Origin of the sequence: Bacillus cereus group sp. BfR-BA-01523 (assembly GCF_022662615.1) — a bacterium.
Classification (GTDB): domain Bacteria; phylum Bacillota; class Bacilli; order Bacillales; family Bacillaceae_G; genus Bacillus_A; species Bacillus_A mycoides.
Genome location: NZ_JAKUDX010000014.1, coordinates 1 through 17,991 on the forward strand (window position 1 = coordinate 1; position 17,991 = coordinate 17,991).

Genomic DNA, 17,991 nt, shown 5'->3' on the forward strand with positions numbered 1-17,991 from the left:
CATCATATTTGGCATTTGGTTGTTATCCATTATTGGCATCATATTTGGCATTTGGTTGTTATCCATTATTGGCATCATATTTGGCATTTGGTTGTTATCCATTATTGGCATCATATTTGGCATTTGGTTGTTATCCATTATTGGCATCATATTTGGCATTTGGTTGTTATCCATTATTGGCATCATATTTGGCATTTGGTTGTTATCCATTATTGGCATCATATTTGGCATTTGGTTGTTATCCATTATTGGCATCATATTTGGCATTTGGTTGTTATCCATTATTGGCATCATATTTGGCATTTGGTTGTTATCCATTATTGGCATTATATTTGGTGGTTGATTGTTATCCATTATTGGCATTATATTCGGCACTTGAATATTAGGCGGTATTACTTGCGGGATAATAACACTTTCTTTTGATACGTTTGGTGAGACTATGCTTCCTATATTTTCTTTCTTCACTTGTGGCGAGACTATGCTTCCTACATTTTCTTTTTTCACTTGCGGCGACACTATATTCCCTACATTTTCTTTTTTCACTTGCGGCGACACTATATTCCCTACATTCTCTTTCTTCACTTGCGGCGACACTATATTCCCTACATTTTCTTTCTTCACTTGCGGCGACACTATATTCCCTACATTCTCTTTCTTCACTTGCGGTGACACTATGTTTCCTATATTGTCTTTTTTCACTTGCGGTGACACTATGTTTCCTATATTGTCTTTTTTCGTTTGCGGAGAAATGACATTGTTAGGTTTCATTTTATTAATTTGAGGAGCAATTAACTCGCTTCCCTTTTTTATTACGTCTGAAATTTTATATTCTTTTTTCGCTTTAATTGGTGGTTGCGGCGGCTGCGGTAATACATTGATAGAAAATTTAGTGTTTTCTTTCGTAGTAGGTTTTAGTTTTTCTACTTTCTCTACAACAGGTGGTTTTTGAATGACAGGTGGCTTTTCAACTGGCTTCTCTTTTTGAATCGGAATTTCTTTTTGCACTTCTTTTTGTGGCTTCACTTGCACTTCCTTTTGCGGCTTCACCTGTATTTCTTTTTGCGGTTTTATCTGCATTTCTTTTTGCGTTTGTTGCATAGCTGGTTGTTGTGTAATAGGTGTTGATTGATACGTGATCTCATCTTCATCTTCTATTGCAAGTGGCGTTGGTGTTGATGCAAACTCTTTTTGCTGCACCTCTTTTACATATTGTTTCGGGGGCGCTGAACCCGATCCAGTTTGTTGTTTCACATGAACGCTATGCGATGGCACTTTAATTTTCATCCCTGGCATAATTAGGTCTGGATTGCTAAGCTGTGTATTTGTTTTTTTTAGCGTTTCAAAATCCACTCCGTACTTTTTTGCAATTTTCCAAAGGGTCTCCCCTTTTTGCACGATATGAATTTTCAAATTTTCCCCCTCCTGTATAACTTATCTATAAGTAAAAACACTTTGAAGTAACACTTTCTAAACAACATTAACTTCTTTTACTTTTATCACTTCTTCTATTTTCAATATGATTCGAAGTGGAATAAGCATAGAAAAACCGCAATGATTTCCTCAACACAATGTATGCCTATTTCATCCTTGTTATGATTATATGTACGAAAAAAAGCAACGGAAATCCCGCTGCTTTAAACGCGCTCTAACATACGATTTAATGCAAGAACTGCCTCTTCTGTTACTTGTTTCTCTACACGAATAACGTTAATTTGTTCTCCTCTTTCTATGTTCTCAAGTGCCCATAACAGGTGAGGTAAGTCAATTCGGTTCATCGTTAAGCAAGGACACATAAACGGATTTAGCGAAATAATTTCTTTATCTGGATGTTGCTGAATAATTCGGTTCACTAAATTCATTTCTGTACCAATCGCCCACTTACTTCCCGCCGGAGCTGCTTCAATCATATCAATAATATATTTCGTTGATCCTGCATAATCAGAAGCAGCAACCACTTCATAACAACATTCAGGGTGAACAATAATATTCATATCCGGATGATTTTTTCGCACATTTTCAATATTTTTCACAGTGAAGTTTTGATGAACAGAACAATGGCCTTTCCATAAAATCACTTGAATTTCTTCTATATCTCCATCGTACTCTAATGAATCTGTATGCGGGTTCCACACTGCCATTTTTTCTAACGGAATACCTAAATCATACGCTGTATTTCTTCCTAAATGTTGGTCTGGTAAAAAGACGAGACGCTCTTTTTGTGTAAACGCCCAAGACACCATTTGTTTTGCATTAGAAGAGGTTACTGTTGCCCCTCCATTACGACCACAAAACGCTTTGATCGCAGCTGTTGAATTTACATACGTTAATGGAATCATCGTATCCCCAAATAATTTCGCGAGCTCTTTCCACGCTCTTTCTGTTTGTTCAATATCTGCCATATCTGCCATAGAACAGCCGGCACGCATATCTGGTAAGATGACAATTTGATCATCTGTCGTTAACATATCTGCCGTTTCTGCCATAAAGTGCACACCACAAAACACAATATATTTTGCCTCTTTATTACTCGCTGCAACTTGCGCGAGTTGCAGTGAGTCCCCCGCTGCATCTGAAAATTGCACCACTTCATCTTTTTGATAATGATGTCCTGGAATAAATAGTAATGCCCCCATTTTTTCTTTAATTTCACGGACACGCTCTTCCATCTCTAATGTAGACATCGTTTGATAACGCTCTGGTAACATTACTTCGATTGGCTGAACTTTCTCTAAAATACCCATTTATGATTCTCCCCCTCTAAACCACTCTCATTAGGCCTCAATATTAAAACTAATATCAAGTGCTTTCACTGAATGTGTTAACGCTCCAAGTGAAATATAATCTACCCCTGTTTTTCCGTATTTTGATAAATCTTCAATTGTAATACCACCTGAAGCCTCCGTAACGATGGCACTTGGTACAATTTTTGAAAACTCACGAATCTCTTCTGGCGTACGATTATCGAACATAATAACATCTGCGCCGGCCTCTACTGCTTCTCTTACTTGCGCCTCTGTCTCTGTTTCGACTTCTACTTTCACCATATGTCCCAATCTTTCTTTCACCGATGTAACAGCTTTTGTAATCGAGCCAGCAAAAGCAATATGATTGTCTTTAATCATGACACCATCATATAAACCGAATCTGTGGTTAAATCCGCCCCCGCATACTACAGCATATTTATCAAACATACGTAGTCCTGGCATCGTTTTTCTCGTATCACAAATGCGTGTATGACTGCTATCTAAAGCAAAAAACGCCTTACGTGTCATCGTCGCTATCCCGCTCATACGCTGAATAACGTTTAATATAACGCGCTCTGCCGTTAATAATGATGCGATTGGGCCTTGCACGGTTGCAATTATTTCGCCTTTTTCTACAAGATCCCCATCTTTTTTATGAAGTTCAACTTCAATTCTCTGATCAATTAATTTAAATCCTTCTTCAATTACTAAGCACCCTGCAAATACCCCTGTATCCTTTACAAGAAACGTTCCTTTCGCAAGTGCATTATCGGGAAAGATAAGCTGAGATGTTACATCTCTTTCTCCTATATCTTCTAGAAAAAATCGATTTAATGCTTCCTTAACTTTTAACGTATTCATAAAATCCCTCTTCCCCTTATTAAACAAGTTGTAGTTTTCTTCTCACTCGGATAATCTCTTTTTTCACGCTATTTCTTTCTGGATAATCAATGCGATAATGACCACCAACACTGTCTTCTCTTTGCAAAGCTGATACTGTTATAAGCTCACAAACTGTTAACATATTAATAAGCGTTATCTCTTCATTTGTAAGTGCACCATATTGTAAGATCATATTTCGCACACCGTACCTACTAAACCATCTCTGAGCATATGATAAATTTTTCTCAGTTCGCACAATCCCAACATATTTCATCATGCATTCTTGTATTTCTTCTTTCAACGGTAAATCATTAAGAGCTATAAAACTTTTCCCTCTCTCTTCCGGCACATTTTTTCTTTTCTCTGCTGGCTTAGCTAAAATGTGTTTTCCTATTCGTCTTCCAAACACAAGACCTTCTAATAATGAATTACTCGCCAATCTATTCGCACCATGAACTCCATTACAAGCCACTTCACCGACCGCATATAAGTTTGAAATGGACGTCTCTCCGTCACAATTCGTCTTCACGCCGCCCATATGAAAATGAGCGCCCGGTACGACCGGAATAGAATTTTCTTTTAAATCAATACCATTCTTTTTACATAATGATGAGACGGTCGGAAAACGTTGTTCAAAGTTTTGAATGGTTTCGATGTTTAAGTACACTTTTTCACCTGCAAGAAGTTGTTCATGAATTGCCCTTGCCACTACATCACGCGGTGCGAGATCTTTCCCGGGATGTATATCCATCATAAAACGCTGTCCTTTTCCATTTATAAGGACAGCTCCTTCACCACGGACTGCTTCAGAAACGAGACCACAACATCGCCCGTCCACGTATAACATCGTCGGATGAAATTGTACAAATTCTAAATCAACAAGTTCCCCCCCAGCTCGATATATCATCGCAAGTCCATCGCCTGTAATTGTCTCATCATTCGATGTAAAGGCGTACAAACCACCTATTCCTCCTGATGCTAACACCGTATTATCAGCATAGTAACGCTTCAGCTTCCCTTCACTATTTCGCGTTAAAGCTCCTATGCATTTATTATTTTCTATAATAAAATCGAGCACCATTTCATGCTCAACGACAGTAACGTTCGGAACTACTTCTTGTATTAAATGCTCTAACAGATTTTTACCAGTTGCATCTCCTCCGGCATGTAAAATGCGCCGTTTTCGATGCGCCCCTTCTTTACCAAGGTGGATCCCTTTTTCATCCCCATCAAATTTCATTCCATTCGTAATAAGCTTACTTATTTCTTTCGGTCCCTCTTCAACTAAATAACGAACTGCTTCTTCGTTGTTATAATGGCAACCTGCCACTAATGTATCTTCAAAATGCCCACTCGGATCGTCATATGTAGCAACTGCTGCTGCAATTCCTCCTTGAGCTAAATGTGTATTATTATTACGTCCTGTTTTTTTTGTGATAATTATCACATTCTTTTCGTGACAAAGCTCTTTCGCAACACGAAGCGCCGCAACGCCACTTCCAATAATCAAGACATCTGCACTTGGCATAATTGTTGCCTCCCACTTTACACTTTCCAACTGTCTTGACACCTATATTTACATAGTTTTAAAATAATGACAAGAGTTTTTTTACAATTCTTATTTTCACTACCATTCTAAAAACGAAAACAAATGTCACTCTTACTGAAGAGAGGAAATTACATGATGATATATCTAGATTATGCAGCGACAACACCTATGAGCGAAGAAGCTTTAGAAACATATGTAGAAGCAGCAAAGAAATATTTCGGAAATGAACAAAGTTTACACGATATCGGCGGAAGCGCATCATCTTTATTGCAAGTTTGTAGAGAAACATTTGCAGAAATGATTGGCGGTAAGGAACAAGGTGTATTCTTTACAAGCGGCGGTTCAGAATCTAACTACCTTGCGATTCAATCCCTTCTAAATGCTAGAAATGGAAAGCACATTATTACGACACCTATGGAACACGCATCGATTCGAAGTTATTTTCAATCCTTACAATCGCAAGGTTATACTATTACTGAGATTCCTGTTGATAAAAGTGGGATAATTCATTTAGTAGATTTAGAAGCAGCTATTACAGAAGATACTGCTCTAGCAAGTATACAGCACGGAAACTCTGAAATCGGGACCGTTCAAAACATTGCAGAGATCGGAGCACTTTTAAAAAAATATAATGTTTTATTTCATTCGGATTGTGTTCAAACGTTTGGTAAACTTCCAATAGACGTTAAAGCGATGGAGATTGATAGCCTCTCTGTTTCAGCCCATAAAATATACGGACCAAAAGGAGTTGGAGCTTGCTATATAAATCCCCAAGTTCGCTGGGAACAAGTATTTCCGGGAACTTCTCATGAAAAAGGCTTTCGCCCTGGTACAGTGAACGTTCCTGGAATCGCTGCTTTTTTAACAGCCGCAGAGCATATATTAAAGAATCAAAAGGAAGAGAGCTTTCGTTTTAAACAATTACGATCTTATTTTTTAGAGCAATTACAAACACTTCCTCTAGAAATTGAAGTGAAAGGACATTCTACTTCTTGTTTACCACATATTATTGGGGTTACAATAAAAGGAATAGAAGGTCAGTATACAATGTTAGAATGTAACCGTCATGGTATAGCCATTTCAACTGGAAGTGCTTGCCAAGTCGGTAAACAAGACCCTTCAAAAACAATGCTTGCAATTGGAAAAACGTATGAAGAGGCAAAACAATATGTCCGCTTTTCTTTCGGACATCACACAACGAAAGAACAAATTGATACAACTATTCATGCACTACACACAATTGGAAATCAATTTTATAGAGGTGTTAAATCATAATGAAACAAAATGATCAAAAAAAGATTTTAGGCGAAGAAAGACGACAACTCATCCTCGAGTGGCTTCTTGCTGCAAATGAACCGTTATCGGGGAATGAGCTATCTAAAAAGACAAACGTAAGTAGGCAAGTTATCGTTCAAGACATTTCCTTACTAAAAGCACGAAATGAACCAATTATTGCGACTGCACAAGGGTATTTATATTTAAAGCCACAAACAAGACAACAAGCTTTTGAACGCGTAATCGTATGCCAACATAAACCGGCAGAAGTACGTCAAGAACTTACTATGTTAGTTGACCACGGCGTTACAATTAAAGACGTAAAAGTTGAGCATCCTGTATATGGCGACTTAACAGCATCGATTATGGTAAGTAATCGCTTCGATGTAGAGCAATATTTACAAAAAATCGAAAACACAAACGCTTCCTATCTTTCGCAACTAACAGATGGTATTCACTTACATACAATTGAAGCAGATTCTAAAGAGAAATTAGATGCCGCTTGCGAGGCACTAGACCGCGCTGGATTTCTCGTTTATTAATGTAAAGCACAGAGTTTTTTATCATTCTCTGTGCTTTTTTAGTGATATAATATTGTAATCAATTGTAAAGGGGGTCAAATATGGGAATTGAACTCGTTCACTTTAGCACCGGTAAACCGAAACAAATGAAATATGGCGAAGATAAAGAAATGATAACAGGTATATGTAAAGATCCTACAGAAGAGGCCTTCCTCTCAAAAGACGGATTCCGTGGTGATGATGTAGCGGATTTAAAACACCACGGGGGACCTGATCGCGCAGTTTGCGTGTACCCGCACGAGCATTACGCACTATGGGAAGAGGAATTTCAAACTACACTTCCGGCTTCCACATTTGGCGAAAACATTACCGTAACAAATATGTTAGAGCGTGATGTATGCATCGGAGATACATATCAACTAGGCGAAGCAATCATTCAAGTTACACAAGCGAGAGTACCTTGTAGCACAATTTCAAAACGTCTCGGTATTCCTGGCATTTTGCCACGCATTGTAGCAACTGGATATACTGGCTACTTATGCCGCGTTCTTCAAGAAGGTACTGTGCGTAAAGATTCTAAAATTACATTACTAGAGCGTCCATCAAACAATGTATCTGTTTTGTTCTCTAACGAAATTTATTTTCATAATAGGAAAGATAAAGATGGCATTGAGAAGGTTCTTGCTGTTCCAGAACTAGCCGAGATTTGGCGTGGTCAGTTAGAGGATCGTCTTGCGAAGTTAAAATAAATAGAATCCCACCATTTATAGGTGGGATTCTATTTATCTATCATACGGTATACTAGTGACCGAAATTATATCGACTTAACTACAAAATACGACAAACACTCCCCTTACAACCAATAAGAAGAATAACTCCCCAGCACTGTAACAGAAAAACCGAGTGCTTCAAGTTCCATCATTACGCCTGGCAATAATACGTCATCATATGCTTTATCTACGTCGATTAAGAAAAAGTAATTTCCAAGACCTGTTTTCATCGGGCGCGATTCAATTTTTGATAAGTTTAATTTTCTCCATGCGAAAGCTGATAACACTTGATATAGTGCCCCTGCGTAATCAGCGGGTAACGTTATCATAAGCGTCGTTTTCTCTCCTCGGTTTTCTCCGTTATTTGGGAGTACTGCTTTCTTTTTCTTATGGAGAACAAGGAAACGTGTATGATTGTTTTTATGCGTATGAATATCACGCCTTACAATTGTTAATCCGTATTTTTCTGCCGCTGCTTCATTTGCAATAGCTGCAATTTTTTCTTCAGGATGTTCTTTCACATATTGTGCAGCAGCGCTTGTTGATGTCATATCGCGAACGGTTACCCCTTTTAATTCCTCATTTAAAAATTTATGGCACTGTGCAATGGCATGCGGATGAGAATGTACGGCGTATACTTCTTTCCACACTCCTTCGTACTGCGGGTGTACGAGTAAATGTTGCTGAATTGGCACTGTAATTTCTCCTACAATGGAAAGTGGCTGCTCATGTACGAGATAATCAACCGTTATATTAACTGAACCTTCTATGGCGTTCTCTAACGGTACAACTGCGAAATCTACGTTTTCATTTGCGGCTGCATCAATACAATCTGGAATCGTTCGATACGGTACATGCTCTGCTTCCGGAAAAAAACGACTCACCGCCATATTTGTAAATGTTGCCTCTGGTCCTAAATATCCTACTCGAATCATCGTCTTTTCCCTCTCTTTTTCGTTTTCTTACTGTTATACCATACTTTTTTATATTCTTCTATGTAAATTTCGAATATTTAAAAAAGACTAGCATTCGCTAGTCTAAATGTTTCTTGTATTCTCTTTGAGCGAAGAAGAAATAAATGATACATGCAGCGATATAAAACAGAATAAACAAACCTACTTTTCTTAATGAACCGTCCATAAAGAGAGTATTATGAAACGTATATAACGCAACTGCACTATGCATACTTCCTACTATAATTGGCGCAAAAAATAGCATACACAATTGCCAACGGGAAATCTTCCAAACTTCTTCCTTCGTCATCCCAAGTTTAGAGAGTGCCCCGTACTGCTTACGATCCGATGCAATATTATGAAACCATTTAAAATATACGATACTACATGAAGTAAGGAAGAATAATATACTAATGAATGAGCCTACAAATAGAGTAATATCGCCGCCTTCTTTCATATTCACATATAACTCCATATTACTTCGAAATGCATCATTTGCATCTTGTTTCATATGTTTCCGTAAAGCTTCGTTTAATTCTTTCGTATTTTCGATATTTGGTAATGTGTAACCTCTATATATCATTTTTTCAGAATCCGGAATTGTATTTGCTATACTGTTAAAATCTTCATCATTCATGACAAAAAACAGACCATTAATGTATGAACGGTGATAGTTAAATTGTATCCCTTCTTTCTGACCGTTAAATGCGAATGGATACGCTTGATTCATTACTTGCAATTGAATCTCTTTTTGATTATATACATTTGGATAATTGCGTTTATTATAATAGACAAGTGTAACTGTTCCTTTTTTAGGATAATACATTTTCTGTTTTTGTTTTCTTGCCTCTTGATTGTATTCACTTTCCTTTATAAGCGGTGCTACCTCTGTTTCTCCCTTATTGGACTGAAAGGATGCATACACTCCAACAAAACTCATATATTGAAAATTATCATATCCATATTGATGTAATAAGTTTTCAACCTTGTCTTTCTCGAAAACCTCATGAGCAGAAGTACCTTTTTCTATGTATGAAAATGAGTGTACTCCTCCGCCACGCCACATATCTTGCATGCTAGAAAAATATAAGAACACCGTACCTGTCGCCGTAACGACAAACGTTGTTGCCATAGACAACAGAAAGAAAAAGCGACTATTTTCCTTCATTCGATGTGACAATTGATTCACTATAAATAAATACGGATATGTATACATAATCTTTTTATTTCGTTTTATCACTTCTAACAATTGGCTAACACCATGTGTAAAAGAAAAATACGTTCCAAAAAAAATAAGTATAGACACAGGGAAAAAGTATAATGCTATCGTTGGCATCGTCACTTGTAGCGCTAGCGCATATCCCGTTCCTAAACAAACAAAGCCGAATAAACAAAGCCACTTTGATGTTTTCCTCTCTCGTTTATCTGTTCGAAATTCTTTTAATAACCGTATGATTTTTATATTCCATATACGTAAAGCACTTATAAAAGATAACAGAACAAAGACGAGCATATATATAACAAACGTTACACCAATCGCTCTCATGTCAAATATGACAGGGAGTTCTTTAGGAAGGCGAAGTAACATGCTAAACACCATAAAAAAGAGTTTTAAAAAAATCATGCCAAGCCCAATACCGAAAATATTAGCGAAAATTCCGATCAATATTTGCTCGGTCATAATCACTCCTATTACGTTAGACTTCGTCGCTCCCATTAACATATATAACCCTAATTCTTTCTTACGTGCTTCTATGAAAATAGAAGTAGAGTACAAAATAAATATGACGAAAAAAGAAATAATTATAACGTTACATATGATAAGTCCCCAGCGTACATTTTGATACCACATCGTCTCTTGCATATACGGATGTACAATGACAGACATGTATGCATAAGAAGCAAATATGGCAAAACAACTACTTAAGAAAAACACTTTATAATTACGCCAATTTCCCTTTATATTTTGTAGCGCCAGTTGCCGAATGTTCATCTATCGTCCTCCTGTACCTTACTACATAGGCAAAAAGCTAGAGGTTTCCCTAGCTTTTCACGTGTTTTAAATATCCTCTTTGCGCGATCATAAAGTAAATGGCAGAAGCTAAAATATAAGCCCCTATTACAATCGCACCTGATTTCCATAAATCGATATAAAGCATTTTCCCTAACGTATGAAGAGCAAACCCACTATGAATTGTACCGATTAAAATTGGGATAAAGAAGATAACACCCATTTGTCGAATTGCAATTTTACGAATTTCTTTATCTGTCATACCGATTCTCTTTAACGATTTAAATTGAATACGATCTTGTTCTTTATCGTTAAACCATTTAAAGTATGTCATACTACAAGCGAAGAAGAAGAACAGTACAGCTACAAAGAAACCGATAAACATCGTAATTGCTCCTGATTCTCTTATATTTTTATAAGCGAGCACCGAGTTATTTAATTCCTCTTGCTTATCTGGTGCAACTTCCTTTTTCAAATCTAACACAAGGTCTTCCGTACTTTTCCAGTCTTCTATATAATAACCGTAATATTTCGTCTTTTCTTCATCTGGTACGAGCTTTGCGTATTTCTCAAAATCTTGATCATTCACAATGAGATATTCACTATCATTAAAAACAGAAAATGGAGTTGGCTCATTTAATTGAACAGACTGCGTTTGTCCGTTAATTTTAAATTCATATGGTTTTGCAAGATCTATCTTCATCATATCTTTCGCCATATCCATTATGACCATCGTTGCACTACCTGGTGCATTATGAACTTCTCTAACTTGCTCCCTCTTTTGTTTACGTGCTTCAGCATTATATTCTTTTTCTGAAACAATCGCCATCGGTACTTCATGTTCACTGTTAAACATCGTGATTTTTTGAGTTCCAGGAAGTTTTACATACGTTACTTCTCGCGCTTCTTCAAATCCGTGTTTTTTTATTAATTCTTTTGTTTTCCCTTCTTTTATGACATTATGCGTATGAATGCCTTTTTCCTCATACGAAATAGCATGCGGGGTACTAGTTACTGCCTTATAACTCATATCCTCAAAAAATACGTACAGTGTACCAACTGCCGAAGATACAACCGCCGTAATGATAGAAATTACAAATAGAAAACGAGCATTATCTTTCATTTTATAAATAAGATTGCTAAGTACGAACATGTTTGGATATGTATAAAAAGATTGTTTTCTTTTTTGCAGTGCTTTTAATACGACTGTACTACCTTGTGTAAACAGTAAATACGTTCCGCCTATCGTCAGCCCTACAATCGGTAAAAACAGTATGATAAAATTCATAAATGTCACTTGGAAGCTAAGTACATATGCAACAATAATACATCCTATACCAACTACACCTAACCATGTAAATGCAAAAGGTTCTACTTTTTGTTTTCTTGCTTCTCTTAATAAATCAATAATTTGCAAGCGCCCTACTGTCCAAACACTAAACAATGATAGGATTAAAAATAGAATAAAGTATACACCAGCTGTAATAAGAATTGCTTTACTATTCCATACGAGTGGAAGTGTTTTATCTATTTTCAATATTACGCTTAATGCTTGGAAAAATAATTTTGAACAAAGCATGCCAAGCCCAATACCTACTACAATTGCAATACTACCTAACATAAGCTGTTCTAATATAATCATTCGGCCAAGTTGAGATTTTGTTCCGCCTATTAATGTTAATAGACCAAACTCTTTTTTTCTTGCTCGTAAAAATGTTGAATTCGCATATAAAATAAAGAGTGCTGAGAAGATGACTACAATATAATTCATCGATTCTAGCCCTTTTGAGATCATATCCCTCATACTAATATTACCGCTTACGACATCTGGATGATAAATGAAGGAAGCATACATGAAAAATACGACAATCGATAAACAGCTACTAATAAGAAACGCTTTATAATTACGCCAATTTCCTTTTACGTTATTAAGCGCGAGCTGGCGAAAGTTCATGATATTCTCCTCCTAGCATCGCAAGTACATCCAGAATTTCTTGGAAAAAGGCTTGTTTCGTTCTTCCCTTATGTATTTCTGAGAAAATTTCTCCGTCGCGAATGAAAAGAATACGTTCGCAATAACTCGCCGCTACTGGATCATGCGTTACCATCGCAATTGTCACTTTCTTTTGTTCATGTAAATCTTGCAACGCGCTCATTAATGATTTTGCTGACTTCGAATCTAAGTTTCCAGTTGGCTCATCCGCTAAAATTAGCGTAGGTTCATGAATGATTGCTCTCGCTGCTGCTGCACGTTGTTGTTGTCCGCCTGACACTTCATATACTTTTTTATTTAAAATTTCTTCGATGTTTAAAAACTTTGCAATCTCAAGCACTTTCGCATCGATTTCATTTACAGATTTCTTCGCCATTACAAGTGGTAAAATGATATTTTCTTTAATCGATAACGTATCAAGTAAGTTAAAATCCTGGAAGATGAATCCTAAATGTGTACGACGAAACTCCGCTAATTTTGCAGCACGCATTTGATTAATCTCTTCACCATTTACAAGCACATGGCCTGAAGTTTGCTTATCAATTGTTGCTAATAAATTTAAAAGCGTTGTTTTCCCGCTCCCTGAAGGCCCCATAATCCCTACAAACTCGCCTTCTTCAATTTTAAAATTTATATCATTTAAAGCAGTCGTCGCTACTGAACCTTTTGATTGGTACACCTTTGTTAACCCTTTTACTTCAAGAACACTCATTTCTAATCCCCCTACGTGTTTTCTTCTTACATTTACTATAAGAAAAATAAGAAAAAGAAACGAGTGATTTCCCTTACAAAACGTTTTGTTATCTTACAGTTTTGTCATTTTTCTCATTAATGTATGATATTCTTCATCTTTTGCAAATTGGAACGTAACTGTTGTTCCTTCCCCTTCAGTTGATTGTACATACACTCCATGATGTAAATTACCGCAGATTTCCTTCGTAATATATAAACCCATACCTGTCGCTTCCCTTGTTTTACGGCCGTTTATTCCCGTAAAGAACGGATCAAATATACGCTTTACATCTTGCTCTGGAATACCGATTCCATTGTCCTTAATATGTAATAGCACCTTTTGATCTTTCTCTTCAATTTGAAATTGAATTTCTTTTTTCTCTGCTTCTGAAATTTTTGTATACTTAATTGCATTCACAACAATTTGGCTCATCGCGATACTAAGCCACTTTCTATCAGACGCAATCATACAAGTCTCTTCTTCAAACATCATTTTCGGAAATACAGAAGATTGAATGAACGACTTTCGATTTTCATTAATAATATCTCGAATGACCTCTATAACATTTACTACTTCTACTTTATAATCTTTCGAAAACTGATCTAACCTTGCCATATGTAACGCTAAATCTAACCCATTTAAAATACGGTTATTTTCTTCACGAATACTTTCAATCGTTCCCCTTGCTTCACGGTGTTCCTTACCATATTTCTGTAACAATAATTCAATAACGGATACTGGTGTTTTCATTTGATGGATCCATTGATTCATGAAAATCATTTGCTGTTGCTCTTTTGCATGTTGTTTATGAACTTCATTCATATATTGCTGCCTTAATAGCGTAAACGCTTCAACAACCAGTTCTTGCTCTGACGTATAAGAAGTATCGATAAGTAAAGAGTCATGTAATGTATGTCCACCGGCAATATACTGTTCTATTCTCTTTAAAAACACACTTCGTTTTCGGTAATCGTAAATAAGGTATACACTAAACACAACTGTCCCTAATAACAGTCCGTATAGCCATGTACTCCAGTCCAGCGAACGCTTTTCTAAAAGGCTTTGCAACTGCAATACGAGCCCAAATAAACAAAGGCTAATAATATAAGAAAGAAGTAAAGAAAAACGGTCCATGAGGTAATTTTTAACCTTCATGCCCTTCGCCCCACTCTGTAAGAAGTGCATAACCATATCCGCGTTTCGTTACAATTGCATTTTTAATGCCTAACTCCTCAAGTTTCTTCCTTACACGCTTTACATTCACGGTTAATGTATTATCATCAACAAAAGCTACTTCATCCCATAAAGCCTCTAACAGCTCTTCACGTGTCACGTATTGATTTGCTTGTTTCATTAAACATTCTAATAAATAAAACTCATTTTTTGTAAGTTCCGTTTGTTGACCTTTCCACTCTACTGTGTGCTGTGATGGGAATAATAACAATCCATTAACACCTAAGCAGTCACTTTCCGCGGCCAAAGCATACTCACCATACCCGCGGCGGAGTGCACTTTTCACCTTTGCCATTACGATATCTAAATGGAATGGCTTTGTAATGTAATCATCTCCGCCATTTTCAATCGCCATTACTTGATCCATTTCCCCTGTTCTTGCAGAAACAAAAATAATCGGCGCATTCGATACAGTGCGGATTTGGCGGCACCAGTAGAAGCCATCAAAGTATGGTAAATTAATATCAAGTAACACAAGATGAGGACTTACTTTTACAAACTCATCTTTTATATGCCGTAAATCGCTCACTCTGAAAGATTGATATCCATACCTTTCTAAATGCTCCTCTAATATCTCTGCAATTTTTTCATCATCTTCTACAATTAATATTTTATACATATTCCTTTTCTCCCCATAAAATATTCTTCTAAAATCACTCCTTTTTCTATTATAAATTGAAACTTTAATCAATGGGGTTTTTTTCCTATATCGACTTATAGTTCACCTATATGAATTGGGTTTTCACTGGACTCAAATAACGAAAAAAAAGACCGCCATATTTCGGCAGTCTTAATCGATAAATTCAAATTGATATTCAAGAATTTTCACAATATCTCCGTCTGTTGCACCACGTGCACGAAGGGCTTCATCAATACCCATTCCACGCATTTGACGAGCAAATCGGCGTACAGATTCATCACGTGAGAAGTCTGTCATCTTGAATGTTTTCTCAATGTCATAACCAGAAATAACAAATGTGCCATCACTTTCGCGTGTAATTTCAAAATTAGATTCAGATTCAAATTTGTACATTACACTTGCTTCAGATTCTTCTACATCATCGTACATTGGGAATTCTGGTGTTGTTTCTAATAAGTTCGCTACTTCAAATAGTAAGTCACGAACACCTTGTTTCGTTACAGCTGAGATTGGGAAAATTTTCACTTCGTCTCCCAATTTCTCTTTAAATGCTTGTAAGTTTTCTTCTGCATCTGGCATATCCATTTTGTTTGCAACAACAACTTGTGGACGCTCAGTTAAACGCATATTGTATTCTTTTAGTTCATTATTGATTGTGACATAATCTTCATATGGCTCACGTCCTTCTAGACCAGACATATCGATAACGTGTACAATTACACGTGTACGTTCGATATGACGTAAGAATTGGTGTCCAAGTCCAACGCCGGAGTGTGCGCCTTCAATTAGTCCAGGAAGGTCAGCCATAACGAAGCTGCGGTTATCACCAGTTTCAACAACACCAAGATTCGGAACGATTGTTGTAAAGTGATATTCTGCAATTTTCGGACGCGCTGATGATACAACAGATAATAATGTAGATTTACCTACACTTGGGAAGCCAACAAGTCCAACATCTGCTAGCACTTTAAGTTCTAGCGTGACATCACGTTCTTGACCTGGTTCCCCGTTCTCAGCGATTTCTGGCGCTGGGTTCGTCGCTGTTGCGAAACGTGAATTACCACGGCCACCACGGCCACCTCTTGCGATTACAGCTGTTTGTTCATGCGTTACTAAATCGGCAAGAATTTCACCTGTTTTTTCATCTTTCACTATTGTTCCTGGTGGAACCTTTACGATTAAATCTTCAGATTTACGACCGTGCTGACCTTTACTCATTCCGTGCTGACCGCGATCAGCTTTGAAATGACGTTGGTAGCGGAAGTCCATTAATGTACGTAAGCCTTCCTCAACAACAAAAACAACATCTGCACCTTTACCACCGTCGCCACCTGCTGGGCCACCTTTAGGTACATACTTCTCACGACGATACGCAACCATTCCGTTACCACCGTCGCCGCCTTTTACATATATCTTGACCTGATCTACAAACATTATTTCACCACACTTTTTTCGATTAGTTGTAATATAACTGAGACTTCTTCGTCTCGTACTGTATAAGAAATGGAATACCATTTATTGTTTTCGTTCGCAAGCCACGTTTGTAGTTCTTCTACATTCGTTAGCTTTCCACGAAAATCAAAAAAGAAACGAGCATTCTCCGCGTCACTTTCAATTGTGATACAAACATAATTTTCAACATATACGTCTAAACTATGCTGAAGCATTAAGAAAAACTGATTCGTCCATGTACATACAGTCTCATCTAGATGAGATAAGTTATGTAATTTCCCTAATACTTCGTACTCCAATAAGCACGGTTGCTGTTTCCAATTATATGTTAAAATCCACTCTGAAAATAAAGGCATTGATAGCCCCATCAGATTGGATTCTTGTCTCGCTTCTTGGACAAAACGATCGATGAGCCTATGAATCTCTTCCACTTTTCCAAGGGAAAGATTTCCTTTAACCATCTGCAAACGATTGAGCCAATCATGTCTCGAGTGGCTCAACGCATCTATAATTGTCCATTTTTCATTCATTTAGATACCCCTTAATATAGAAAAACTCTAACCTGCACTCAGGTTAGAGTTTTCCGTGAGTTCTTATGCTTCTTGAGCAACAGGATATACGCTCACTTGTTTGCGGTCACGACCAAGACGCTCAAAGCGTACTACGCCGTCAACTTTCGCGTATAAAGTGTCATCGCCACCACGACCAACGTTAACACCTGGATAAATTTTTGTACCGCGTTGACGGTAAAGAATTGAACCACCTGAAACCGTTTGACCATCTGCGCGTTTAGCACCAAGACGTTTTGACTGAGAGTCACGACCGTTCTTTGTACTACCTACACCTTTCTTAGATGCGAAAAACTGAAGATCTAATCTTAACATACGTTACACCTCCTGCACTTTTTCTATTAAACGGATATACTTTCCGTAATCAAGTTCAATCGTCTTAAGTGAAACAACCAATCCTTCTAAAAGTATTTGTGCTTTTTCTGCTGTATGAACGTCTAAATCATTAGGCAATTCATACGTCAAGAATCCGCCATCACTTCCGAGTTCAATAGTTGCCTGCACATTACAAAGTTCTTCCACTGCATTTATAGAACCAAACACAACCGCTGTAGTTCCAGCACAAACAAGATCTTGTCCATGTGGCGCATAATTGGCATGTCCAGTCATTTTAAATGATCGGATACTTCCTAATTTCGTGCGACTTATCGTAATCTTAATCATCTT

Annotated in this window: 17 protein-coding genes; 3 read left to right on the forward strand and 14 right to left on the reverse strand. The window is 37.2% G+C overall.

All coding sequences use genetic code 11. The annotated features are described in order from the left end of the window. The 4 genes from exsA to nadB form a co-directional block, all read right to left on the reverse strand. Window positions 1–1,410 (reverse strand): spore coat assembly protein ExsA (gene exsA, locus MR066_RS23285; RefSeq protein WP_242248668.1); only part of this gene is annotated, 1,410 nt, incomplete at its 3' end. 224 nt (window positions 1,411–1,634) lie between these two features. After that, window positions 1,635–2,741 (reverse strand): quinolinate synthase NadA, encoded by a 1,107-nt coding sequence (gene nadA, locus MR066_RS23290; RefSeq protein WP_242248670.1) that lies wholly within the window; start codon window positions 2,739–2,741, stop codon window positions 1,635–1,637. Window positions 2,742–2,771: 30 nt separating this feature from the next. After that, a complete protein-coding gene (gene nadC, locus MR066_RS23295) occupies window positions 2,772–3,605 on the reverse strand; it encodes a carboxylating nicotinate-nucleotide diphosphorylase (protein WP_242248673.1) in 834 nt (277 codons plus the stop codon). 19 nt (window positions 3,606–3,624) lie between these two features. Further along, window positions 3,625–5,154, reverse strand: a complete 1,530-nt coding sequence (gene nadB, locus MR066_RS23300; protein ID WP_242248676.1) for an L-aspartate oxidase — start codon at window positions 5,152–5,154, stop codon at window positions 3,625–3,627. A gap of 153 nt (window positions 5,155–5,307) precedes the next feature. Here nadB and MR066_RS23305 point away from each other — a divergent pair, with 153 nt between their 5' ends. The 3 genes from MR066_RS23305 to MR066_RS23315 all read left to right on the forward strand — a co-directional run bounded on the left by MR066_RS23305 (window position 5,308) and on the right by MR066_RS23315 (window position 7,720). Further along, window positions 5,308–6,450, forward strand: a complete 1,143-nt coding sequence (locus tag MR066_RS23305) for an IscS subfamily cysteine desulfurase (protein WP_002190770.1) — start codon at window positions 5,308–5,310, stop codon at window positions 6,448–6,450. After that, entirely contained in the window at window positions 6,450–6,992 is a 543-nt protein-coding gene (locus MR066_RS23310; RefSeq protein ID WP_002034157.1) for a transcription repressor NadR, read from the forward strand. Before MR066_RS23305 ends, MR066_RS23310 begins: the two co-directional genes overlap by 1 nt. Window positions 6,993–7,072: 80 nt before the next feature. Beyond that, window positions 7,073–7,720, forward strand: coding sequence for an MOSC domain-containing protein (locus tag MR066_RS23315; protein ID WP_215551648.1), 648 nt, complete (start codon window positions 7,073–7,075; stop codon window positions 7,718–7,720). 104 nt (window positions 7,721–7,824) lie between these two features. Here MR066_RS23315 and pheA read toward each other — a convergent pair whose 3' ends face one another. The 10 genes from pheA to MR066_RS23365 form a co-directional block, all read right to left on the reverse strand. Further along, on the reverse strand, window positions 7,825–8,676 hold the full coding sequence (gene pheA / locus MR066_RS23320; protein WP_002192473.1) for a prephenate dehydratase: 852 nt from the start codon (window positions 8,674–8,676) through the stop codon (window positions 7,825–7,827). Window positions 8,677–8,773: 97 nt separating this feature from the next. Further along, on the reverse strand, window positions 8,774–10,687 hold the full coding sequence (locus tag MR066_RS23325; RefSeq protein WP_215590215.1) for an ABC transporter permease: 1,914 nt from the start codon (window positions 10,685–10,687) through the stop codon (window positions 8,774–8,776). A 49-nt stretch (window positions 10,688–10,736) separates the two neighbouring features. Then, entirely contained in the window at window positions 10,737–12,659 is a 1,923-nt protein-coding gene (locus MR066_RS23330) for an ABC transporter permease (protein WP_012261758.1), read from the reverse strand. After that, entirely contained in the window at window positions 12,634–13,410 is a 777-nt protein-coding gene (locus MR066_RS23335) for an ABC transporter ATP-binding protein (protein WP_000114530.1), read from the reverse strand. The genes MR066_RS23330 and MR066_RS23335 overlap by 26 nt, the downstream gene beginning before the upstream one ends. Before the next feature lie 93 nt (window positions 13,411–13,503). Next, window positions 13,504–14,586: a HAMP domain-containing histidine kinase gene (locus MR066_RS23340; protein ID WP_242248679.1), complete on the reverse strand. Its 1,083-nt coding sequence runs from the start codon at window positions 14,584–14,586 to the stop codon at window positions 13,504–13,506. Then, a complete protein-coding gene (locus MR066_RS23345) occupies window positions 14,576–15,283 on the reverse strand; it encodes a response regulator transcription factor (RefSeq protein WP_002034150.1) in 708 nt (235 codons plus the stop codon). The genes MR066_RS23340 and MR066_RS23345 overlap by 11 nt, the downstream gene beginning before the upstream one ends. A gap of 171 nt (window positions 15,284–15,454) precedes the next feature. Then, window positions 15,455–16,738, reverse strand: coding sequence for a GTPase ObgE (gene obgE, locus MR066_RS23350; protein WP_002015378.1), 1,284 nt, complete (start codon window positions 16,736–16,738; stop codon window positions 15,455–15,457). Next, complete coding sequence (locus MR066_RS23355; RefSeq protein WP_002015377.1) at window positions 16,738–17,286, reverse strand: sporulation initiation phosphotransferase B; 549 nt, start codon at window positions 17,284–17,286, stop codon at window positions 16,738–16,740. Before MR066_RS23355 ends, obgE begins: the two co-directional genes overlap by 1 nt. Window positions 17,287–17,349: 63 nt before the next feature. Next, window positions 17,350–17,640 carry a 50S ribosomal protein L27 gene (gene rpmA, locus MR066_RS23360; protein ID WP_000944957.1) on the reverse strand — a complete coding sequence of 97 codons (291 nt, stop codon included), beginning with the start codon at window positions 17,638–17,640 and terminating at the stop codon, window positions 17,350–17,352. Window positions 17,641–17,643: 3 nt separating this feature from the next. Beyond that, complete coding sequence (locus tag MR066_RS23365) at window positions 17,644–17,988, reverse strand: ribosomal-processing cysteine protease Prp (protein WP_002138477.1); 345 nt, start codon at window positions 17,986–17,988, stop codon at window positions 17,644–17,646. Window positions 17,989–17,991 lie beyond the last annotated feature (3 nt).

Coding starts and splice junctions, on each gene's coding strand:
- nadA (WP_242248670.1), bottom strand. CDS start 2,741: ATGGGTATTTTAGAGAAAGTTCAGCCAATCGAAGTAATGTTACCAGAG.
- nadC (WP_242248673.1), bottom strand. CDS start 3,605: ATGAATACGTTAAAAGTTAAGGAAGCATTAAATCGATTTTTTCTAGAA.
- nadB (WP_242248676.1), bottom strand. CDS start 5,154: ATGCCAAGTGCAGATGTCTTGATTATTGGAAGTGGCGTTGCGGCGCTT.
- MR066_RS23305 (WP_002190770.1), top strand. CDS start 5,308: ATGATGATATATCTAGATTATGCAGCGACAACACCTATGAGCGAAGAA.
- MR066_RS23310 (WP_002034157.1), top strand. CDS start 6,450: ATGAAACAAAATGATCAAAAAAAGATTTTAGGCGAAGAAAGACGACAA.
- MR066_RS23315 (WP_215551648.1), top strand. CDS start 7,073: ATGGGAATTGAACTCGTTCACTTTAGCACCGGTAAACCGAAACAAATG.
- pheA (WP_002192473.1), bottom strand. CDS start 8,676: ATGATTCGAGTAGGATATTTAGGACCAGAGGCAACATTTACAAATATG.
- MR066_RS23325 (WP_215590215.1), bottom strand. CDS start 10,687: ATGAACATTCGGCAACTGGCGCTACAAAATATAAAGGGAAATTGGCGT.
- MR066_RS23330 (WP_012261758.1), bottom strand. CDS start 12,659: ATGAACTTTCGCCAGCTCGCGCTTAATAACGTAAAAGGAAATTGGCGT.
- MR066_RS23335 (WP_000114530.1), bottom strand. CDS start 13,410: ATGAGTGTTCTTGAAGTAAAAGGGTTAACAAAGGTGTACCAATCAAAA.
- MR066_RS23340 (WP_242248679.1), bottom strand. CDS start 14,586: ATGAAGGTTAAAAATTACCTCATGGACCGTTTTTCTTTACTTCTTTCT.
- MR066_RS23345 (WP_002034150.1), bottom strand. CDS start 15,283: ATGTATAAAATATTAATTGTAGAAGATGATGAAAAAATTGCAGAGATA.
- obgE (WP_002015378.1), bottom strand. CDS start 16,738: ATGTTTGTAGATCAGGTCAAGATATATGTAAAAGGCGGCGACGGTGGT.
- MR066_RS23355 (WP_002015377.1), bottom strand. CDS start 17,286: ATGAATGAAAAATGGACAATTATAGATGCGTTGAGCCACTCGAGACAT.
- rpmA (WP_000944957.1), bottom strand. CDS start 17,640: ATGTTAAGATTAGATCTTCAGTTTTTCGCATCTAAGAAAGGTGTAGGT.
- MR066_RS23365 (WP_002138477.1), bottom strand. CDS start 17,988: ATGATTAAGATTACGATAAGTCGCACGAAATTAGGAAGTATCCGATCA.